Source organism: Pseudomonas sp. 05N433, from assembly GCF_056396925.1.
Map to the genome: position 1 here is coordinate 1 of NZ_JBFTML010000138.1, position 838 is coordinate 838.

Consider the following 838-nt stretch of genomic DNA (forward strand, 5'->3'; position numbering starts at 1 on the left):
GCATCGTTTGGCGCAACGAAGTTGACAGAACCGCTGCTGGCACCGACCGGAATGGTGATGGTCTGGCCATTGGACAGGGTCACAACCACTGGCGAGCCGGTGACTGGCGCTGACACGGACGCGGTGTACACCACGGTCCCACCTTCGGCGACGTTCGCGGTCGCAGTCAGCGAAACGGTGCTGGTGTCGATGGTATCGGTGACGGTGGTGGCTGCCGGGGCAGTGCTCGGCACCAGGTTTTCGAAATTGCCACCGGTGGCGGTGGAGATGGTCGCCTGGACCGTGCCGGTGTCTTTGTAAACGTCATCGGCAGGGGCGGCGACGCTCACGCTGCCAGTGGTCGCGCCTGCAGCGATGGTGATCACGGCCCCGTTGCTCAAGGTCACGGTGACTGGCGTGCCCGCCGGATTGGTCAGGGTCGCGGTGTACAGAATCTGACCACCTTCGGCCACTTCGGTGGACGCCGACAGGCTCAGGCCGGTGTCGTCTTTCGAATCGGTGATGGTGGTGAGTGCCGGCTCGGTGCTCGGGGTCAGTTGTTCGAAATTACCGCCGGTGGTGCCGGTGATCGTAGTGCTGACGGTGCTGCCGTTGTTGTAGACGTCATTGGCCGGGGTWTCGACGGTCACGCTGCCGGTGGTCTTGCCCGCTTCGATGGTAATGACCGAGCCATTGCTCAAGGTCACGGTCATTGGCGTGCCAGCAGGGTTGGTCAGGGTGGCGGTGTARGTGATCTGGCCGCCTTCGACAACGGTGCCGGTGGCGCTGAGGGTCAGGCCGGTACTGTCGATCGAGTCGGTAATGGTGGTGACGGCCGGCGTGGTGTTCGGTACGAGGT

At 63.6% G+C, this 838-nt stretch carries 1 protein-coding gene; it reads right to left on the bottom strand.

Features of this window, described 5'->3' with window-relative positions; translation table 11 throughout:
• On the bottom strand, nucleotides 1-838 hold an 838-nt coding region (locus AC1DIS_RS30050; protein ID WP_477781310.1), incomplete at both ends, for an immunoglobulin-like domain-containing protein.